The sequence below is a fragment of the Dactylosporangium vinaceum genome, from assembly GCF_019904175.1.
Classification (GTDB): domain Bacteria; phylum Actinomycetota; class Actinomycetes; order Mycobacteriales; family Micromonosporaceae; genus Dactylosporangium; species Dactylosporangium vinaceum.
Genome location: NZ_CP061913.1, coordinates 4,127,551 through 4,134,556, shown reverse-complemented (window position 1 = coordinate 4,134,556; position 7,006 = coordinate 4,127,551). Strand labels below are relative to the sequence as shown.

Sequence of the window (7,006 nt, the reverse complement as noted above, 5' to 3'; positions counted from 1 at the left end):
CTGCGCACTCCATCTCTTCGACGTGCCGCGGGCCAACGCGGAAGTTCAGGCCGGGTCGGACCCGGCCGGCGGCGCCAGCCGGCGCATCAGGTGCCCGGCGAGCGCGGTGACGGTGTCGAGGTCCCACAGCACGACGGGTTCGATGGGCAGGCCGAGGTGGTCCTCGATCTCGCCGCACAACGCGAACGCGTAGACCGAGTCCAGCCCGAGCCCGGCCAGCGAGGCGTCGGGGTCGATGTCCTCGGGGGGCCGCTCGACGTAGTTCGCCAGCCGCCCGATCAGCCAGGACCGGACGGCTTCCGGGTGGCGCTCAGGCATCGGCCGGCCGGAGCAGCGCCCGCACGTCCGGGTCGAGGGTGGCGTACACGGTGGTGAGCTCGCCGGCGAGGAAGCGTTCGCGGGTCGCGTTGCGCTGTATCTTGCCGCTGGTGGTGCGGCGGACGCCGCCGCGGCGCACGAGCAGCACGTTGCGCACCGGCGCGCCGACGCTCGCCGTCAGTCGGCGTGTGACGGCGGCGGCGACGCCGGACAGGTCGGCCGCGGGGACCCGGGGGCTCACCTCGTGGACGAGCACGATGCGCTCGTCGGGCGCGGACACGCCGAACGCCGCGCCGGGCAGCCCGGCGAGCGCCTCGTGGGCGGCCTGCGCCTCGTGCTCCAAATCGTGCGGCGCCAGGTTGCGGCCGTGGACGATGAGCACGTCCTTGATCCGGCCGGTCACGACGAGGTCGCCGTCGAGCAGGGCGCCGAGGTCGCCGGTGCGCAGCCAGGTGCGGTCCCGGTCGGTGTCGGCGCCGCCCGCGAGGCGGGCGCCGAACACCTGCCGGCTCAGGTCCGGCCGGTTCCAGTACCCCCGGCCGATGCCTGGCCCGCTGAGCCAGACCTCGCCGACGTCGCCGTCGGGCCGCAGCTCGCGGGTTTCGGGGTCGACGATGCGGGTCTCGTAGAGCAGCGACCGCCCCAGGCTCACCACTTCCGCGCCGCCGGGTCCGGGGCGCAGCTGCGCTCGCGGCGCGGACCGCAGGCGAGACGCGTCGACGGGGTGGACGGTCGGGCGCTCGGCCGGGCGGGAGACGGACACGTAGACGGTCGCCTCGGCCAGGCCGTAGGACGGTGCCACCGCCGTGGGGGCCAGGCCGGCCCGGGCGCAGCGCTCGGCGAACTGCCGCATCGTGGCCGGGTGGACCGGCTCGGCGCCGTCGAGGATGACCCGGGCACGCGACAGGTCGAGGCCCTCGAGCTGCTCGTCGGCGATGGCGCGCCGGCAGAGGTCGAAGGCGAAGTCGGGGCCGGCGGAGATGGTGGCACCGAAGCGGTCCATCATCCGCAGCCACTCGACCGGGCGGCGTACGAAATCCGTCGGCGCCATCAGCACCACGTGCGCGCCGTTGAGCAGTCCCACGCTGAGCTGAGCGAACAGGCCCAGGTCGTGGTGCAGCGGCGCCCAGCTGCACACCACCTCGTCTTCGCCCATGGACATGGCGCGGCCCATCGCGGCGAGGTTGACGAGGATGTCGGCGTGGGTCAGCATCACGCCTCGCGGGTGGCCGGTGGAGCCGGAGCTGTACTGCAACACGGCCAGCGCGTCCGGAGCCGGCCCGGACGCCGCCGGTTCATCGGGCCCGTTGGTGTCCGTCGCCGGCTCGGCGATCGGGACGCCGGGCAGGAGGGCGGCGGCGGTGTCGCGCTCCTCGGCGCGGACGTACGCCAGCGCCGGCGTGCAGTCCGCGGCGACGCCGGCGACCCGCTCGGCGGCGGCCGCGGAGGCGCTGGGGGGTGGCACGGGCACGGCCACGGCGCCGGCCTGCAGGCAGGCGAAGAAGAGCTCGACGAAGTCCGTGCCGGTCGGCAGGGCGATCATGACGCGATCGCCCGGCGCGACCCGCCGGCGAAGTGCCGCCGCCCGCCGCCGGGAGCGGTGCAGCAGCTCCGCGAAGGCGAGGCTGACGTCGTCCTGGCCCGGACGGTAGATGGTCAGTGCGGTCCGCCGCGGCTGCGCGTCCGCCTGTGCGGCGAGGGCCTCGCCGACGTTGCGGCAGGCGGCCGGGTCGAGTCTCAAGGCATACCTCCGAAAGCTGCCCGGCGTCAGCGGCCCGCGCGGATCATTCGCCGCGGCTGGTCTCGGCCATGGCGTCGATCAGGCTCTTGGGCCGCATGTCGGTCCACGACTTGTCGATGTAGTCGAGGCACTCCTGCCGGCCGGCCTCGCCGAAGACGGTCGTCCATCCCTCCGGCACGTCGAGGAAGACGGGCCACAGCGAGTGCTGATTCTCGTCGTTGACCAGAACCAGGTAATTGGCGTCGGGATCATCGAACGGATTCGTCACCGGGACCATCCTCTCGGGTTTGTGGCAGCCGGGCTTTGACCGGTGCCACGGCCGCTGTCCGGGGCCCACTATCACCGACCCATCCGGTGTTATCAACATCGCCGATCGTGCGCGTTCGACTGTCGACGCGACTGCAGTCGAACATCGAGGACGGCCGCCGGGTGCGGCGTTACCGTACCGACGTCATGACCTTCAGGATGGGGGAGATATGGGCGACGACGAGGTGCGGTTCCTGCGCTCCAACGTGGTCCTCGAGCCGCTTGTCGACCGGTTCTACGCCTGGCTGCACACGGTCGCTCCGGTCCAGGCGGCCCTCAACCTCGCCAACGTGCAGGTGCCGCTGCTGGAGTCCTATCTGCAGTCGCCGAAGGTGCACGTCGCGGCGAGCACCAACCCGGAGCTGCGCGGCGGCTACTTCGTCGGCGTGCCGGAGGAGCGCAGCAACGAGGTGGCCGCGCTGCTGGACTCGATCAAGCGCGACCGGGCCGGGATGCTGGCGTTCGCCGCCGCGGTCGCCGAGGCGGAGGACACGATCCGCCAGAACGCCACCGGGTTCGACCTGACGCCGCTGTACCCGAAGCTGCCGGCCGAGCTCAACGGCCTTGTCGAGCTGGCCTACGACACGAACAACCAGCCCTCGATGCATTATCTCGAGCCGGTGGTGTACCACAGCCCCTTCTACGACGAGACCCGCCAGAGTGTGCAGCTGTCCCTGGACGACGGCGTGGAGCGACCGTTCATCCTCAGCACCCCGCGGCTGCCCTCCCCCGACGTGCTGGAGCTGCCGCTGCCGCTGCGCCATCCGGGCCTGGAGGCGCTCGTCGACGCGCGGGTGCGGGGCACCAGCGCGGCGCGGCTGCGCGAAGCGCTCGAGCTGGACGCGGCGCAGGCGGGCCGGCTGGAGCGCCTGCTGGCGCCGGAGCCGTCGCTGTCGGCGGACCGGCATATCGAGGCGGGTGGCCGCATCCGGTACTTCGGGCACGCGTGCCTGGTCATGCAGACCGCGCAGGCGGCCGTCGTCACCGACCCGTTCATCAGCACCAACAACGTGCCAGGTGACCGTTACACCCTCGACGACCTGCCCGACCACATCGACCTGGTGCTGATCACCCATGGGCACCAGGACCACATCGTGCTCGAGACGCTCATGCAGCTGCGCGGCCGGGTCGGCGCCGTGGTGGTGCCCCGCGCCTCCCGCGGCAACCTGTGCGACCCGTCGATGGGCCTGTACCTGCGCCACCTGGGCTTCCCGGTGCTGGAGGTCGACGACTTCGACGAGGTGCCCTTCCCCGGCGGCAGCGTGGTGGCCACGCCGTTCCTCGGCGAGCACGCCGACCTCGACATCCGCGCGAAGTCGACGTACTGGGTGCGGCTGGCGGGCCGGTCGGTGTACGTCGGCGCCGACTCCTCCGGCATCGACCCGGTGCTGTACCGGTATGTGCGCGGGCACCTGGGCCGGGCCGATATGGCGTTCCTCGGCATGGAGTGCAACGGCGCACCGCTGACCTGGCTGTACCAGGGGCTGCTGACCCGACCGGTCACCAAGAAGATGAGCGACTCGCGCAAGCTGTCGGGCTCCAACGCGGCGCAGGCCGGTGACATCATGACGGAGCTGGGCGCCGGCGAGGCGTACATCTACGCGATGGGCGAGGAGAGCTGGCAGGGCCACGTCATGGCCACCACCTACAACGAGGATACGTATCAGCTCAAGCAGATCGACGAGTTCCTCGGCTGGTGCGCCGGGCGTGACATCCACGCCGAGCACCTGCTCAACCGGCGGGAGTGGCGTTGGGCCTGACATGCCGAGCGTGCTGAGCAACGGGGTCCGGCTGGCCTACGAGCGCAGCGGCGCCGGTGAGCCGGTCCTGTTCATCATGGGCTCCGGTGCGGCCGGGCGGGTCTGGACCGTGCACCAGACCCCGGCGCTGCACCGGGCCGGGTTCGAGACGATCACGTTCGACAACCGGGGCATCCCGCCGTCGGACGTGCCGGCGGGGCAGTACCGCCTCGATGACATGGTGGCCGACACGCGGGGTCTGATCGAGGCGCTGGGCCTGGCGCCGTGTCGCATCGTCGGTACCTCCCTCGGCGCCCTGATCGCGCAGCAGCTGACGCTGGAGTCGCCGCACCTGGTGCGCTGCGCCGTGCTGCTGGCCACCCGCGGGCGCTCGGACGTCACCCGCCAGGCGCTGACCCGGGCCGAGCGGGCGCTTGCGGCCAGCGGCCTGCAGCTGCCCGACGCCTACCGGGCGGCGAAGTCCGTGCTGGAGATGCTGTCACCCGCGACGCTGAACCGCGACGCCGAGGTCACCTCCTGGCTCGAGGTGTTCGAGATGTCGGGCGGGCGCAGCGCCGCCGGGCGCGGCCAGTCCTGGGTGGAGCTTCCGCCGGATCACCTGGCGGCGCTGCGGGGCGTGACGGTCCCGTGCCGGGTCGTCGCGTTCGCCGACGACGTGATCGCCCCGCCACACCTCTGCGCGGAGGTCGCCGAGGCGATTCCCGGCTGCGACTACACGGTGATCGCCGACTGCGGCCATCTGGGACACCTGGAACGCCCGGACGAGGTGAACCGGGCGATCCTCGAGTTCATCGACAAGTACTGAGCGGCGGGGTGGGACGGATTCCATGGTGGACACCTTCGACGGCGACATCGACCAGATCCGGCTCGCCGCCCGCCTGAAGGTGGCCGCCGTGGTGACCGGCTCGCCGACCCTGCCCGCGGGGCGGCAGACCTGGCGCGACCTCGTCGACGCGCTCGGCACCGCCGAGCGGCGGCAGGAGGCGCGGCGGGCGTGGCAAGCGGCGCTGTCCCAGCGGCACGTGCCGGTGGGGCGGGTCCTGCAATACGAGCGGGCGGCCCGGCGCCGGATGGCCGCCGCGCCCGACGAGGACCACCGCACGGTCCCGCTGCTGGCGCCGGAGGAGATCCAGGCGCTGCTCGGCATGTCCGACGGGCCGACGCGGCCGCTGCCGCGGCGGCGCTTCCACGAGCTGTTCGAGGAGCGCGCCGCCCGCCACCCGCAGGCCGTCGCCGCCCACGCCGGCGACGGGTGCTGGTCCTACCGGGAGCTCAACCAGCACGCCAACCGCATCGCCTGGCGCCTGCACGAGGACGGCCTGCGCCCCGGCGAGGTGGTGGCCGTGCGGACCGAGCGCGACCTGCCGTGGCTGGCGGCGGTGCTGGCGGTGCTCAAGGCCGGCGCCTGCTACCTGCCGATCGAGCCGGGTCTGCCGCCCGACCGGATCGCCGCGATGCAGCAGCGCAGCGGCTGCCGCCGCATCCTCACCGGGGACGGGCTGCTCGACGGGCCGCCGCGCCCCGACGACCCGCGCCGCGACGTGCACGGCGCGCAGCGCGCCTACATGTTCTTCACGTCCGGCTCGACCGGTCAGCCGAAGGCCGCGACGTGCACGCACGACGGCCTGCTCAACCATCTGCTGGCCAAGATCGAGGACTTCGACCTGGCCGAGGGGCGCTCGGTCGCCCAGACGGCGCCGCAGGGCTTCGACATCTCGCTGTGGCAGCTGCTCGCGCCGCTGCTGGTCGGCGGCAGCACTCACATCGTCGCCCAGGACGTCATCGTCGACGCCGACCGGTTCCTGGATACGCTCGCCGCCTCCGGCGTCGAGGTCGCGCAGCTCGTCCCCTCCTACCTCGAGGTGCTGCTGTCGGCGCAGGAGGCCCGGCCCCGCCGGCTGCCGCGCCTGCAACGGGTCTCGGTGACCGGCGAGGCGCTGAAGTGGCCGCTGGTGCAGCGCTGGTTCGCCGCCTTCCCCGACGTGCCACTGGTGAACGCCTACGGGCTGACCGAGACGTCCGACGACACCAACCACGAGACCATCGCCGGGCCGCTGCCGCCCGGGCCGGTGCCGATCGGCCGGCCCGTGCGCAACACCCGGGTCCTCGTCGTCGACGACCGGCTGGACCTCGTGCCCGTCGGCGCGGTCGGCGAGATCGTGATGTCGGGTGTGTGCGTCGGGGAGGGCTACGCCAATGACCCGGCGCGCACCGCCGTCGCGTTCGTCGCCGATCCGCACCGGCCGGGCCGGCGGCTGTACCGCTCCGGCGACTTCGGGCGCTGGCTGCCGTCCGGGACGCTGGAGTACCTCGGCCGCCGCGACGCGCAGGTGAAGCTGCACGGCCAGCGCCTCGAGCTCGGCGAGGTCGAGCACCGTCTCGCGCGGCTGGCGGTGCGCGACGCCGCCGTGCTGCTCGCCGGGCCCGCGGACCGGCCCCGGCTCGTCGCGTTCTACAGCGACCTCGCGGCGCCCGAGCCCGGCGAGGTGCGTGCGGCGCTGGCGGGCGCACTGCCCGCCTACATGGTCCCGCAGGAGCTGCACCGGGTGGCGGCGCTGCCGCTCACCGCCAACGGCAAGGTCGACCGCAACGCGCTGCGCCGGCTTTGTGCCGAGGCGCCGGCCGGCGGCGAGGGCCACGAGCCGCCGGCCACCGGCACCGAGCGGCGGGTGGCGCGGCTGTGGTCGCAGCTGCTGGACGTACCGCTGGAGTCCATCGGCCGCGGTTCCCAGTTCGCGGAGCTCGGCGGCACCTCGCTGTCGGCGATCCGGTTCGCGATCGGTTTGGACCGGGCGCTGAGCATCGCCGAGCTGCGGGACGCGGGCACTGTCGCCGAGGTCGCCGCGCTGCTCGACCACAAGGCCGGATCCCGGAGTTGATC

General features: G+C 73.3%; 6 protein-coding genes. 3 read left to right on the top strand and 3 right to left on the bottom strand.

From position 1 onward, the window contains the following. Nucleotides 1–45: 45 nt before the first annotated feature. Genes Dvina_RS18575 through Dvina_RS18565 form a run of 3 tightly spaced genes read right to left on the bottom strand, consistent with a single transcriptional unit; the run spans nt 46 to nt 2,327 of the window. Nucleotides 46–318, bottom strand: a complete 273-nt coding sequence (locus tag Dvina_RS18575) for an acyl carrier protein (RefSeq protein ID WP_223103726.1) — start codon at nt 316–318, stop codon at nt 46–48. Beyond that, nucleotides 311–2,059, bottom strand: a complete 1,749-nt coding sequence (locus tag Dvina_RS18570; protein ID WP_223103725.1) for a fatty acyl-AMP ligase — start codon at nt 2,057–2,059, stop codon at nt 311–313. The genes Dvina_RS18575 and Dvina_RS18570 overlap by 8 nt, the downstream gene beginning before the upstream one ends. A 43-nt stretch (nt 2,060–2,102) precedes the next feature. Continuing rightward, nucleotides 2,103–2,327: an MbtH family protein gene (locus Dvina_RS18565; protein ID WP_246656302.1), complete on the bottom strand. Its 225-nt coding sequence runs from the start codon at nt 2,325–2,327 to the stop codon at nt 2,103–2,105. A gap of 208 nt (nt 2,328–2,535) precedes the next feature. On the opposite strand from Dvina_RS18565, the gene Dvina_RS18560 reads away from it, so the two are divergent. Genes Dvina_RS18560 through Dvina_RS18550 form a run of 3 tightly spaced genes read left to right on the top strand, consistent with a single transcriptional unit; the run spans nt 2,536 to nt 7,004 of the window. Continuing rightward, nucleotides 2,536–4,125, top strand: a complete 1,590-nt coding sequence (locus Dvina_RS18560; RefSeq protein ID WP_223103723.1) for an MBL fold metallo-hydrolase — start codon at nt 2,536–2,538, stop codon at nt 4,123–4,125. A gap of 10 nt (nt 4,126–4,135) precedes the next feature. After that, nucleotides 4,136–4,930: an alpha/beta fold hydrolase gene (locus tag Dvina_RS18555; protein WP_223103722.1), complete on the top strand. Its 795-nt coding sequence runs from the start codon at nt 4,136–4,138 to the stop codon at nt 4,928–4,930. A gap of 22 nt (nt 4,931–4,952) precedes the next feature. Then, nucleotides 4,953–7,004, top strand: a complete 2,052-nt coding sequence (locus tag Dvina_RS18550) for a non-ribosomal peptide synthetase (protein ID WP_223103721.1) — start codon at nt 4,953–4,955, stop codon at nt 7,002–7,004. Nucleotides 7,005–7,006: the final 2 nt, after the last annotated feature.

Excerpts from the sequence above, each read along its gene's own strand:
- Dvina_RS18575 (WP_223103726.1), bottom strand. The coding sequence starts at position 318 with ATGCCTGAGCGCCACCCGGAAGCCGTCCGGTCCTGGCTGATCGGGCGG.
- Dvina_RS18560 (WP_223103723.1), top strand. The coding sequence starts at position 2,536 with ATGGGCGACGACGAGGTGCGGTTCCTGCGCTCCAACGTGGTCCTCGAG.
- Dvina_RS18550 (WP_223103721.1), top strand. The coding sequence starts at position 4,953 with ATGGTGGACACCTTCGACGGCGACATCGACCAGATCCGGCTCGCCGCC.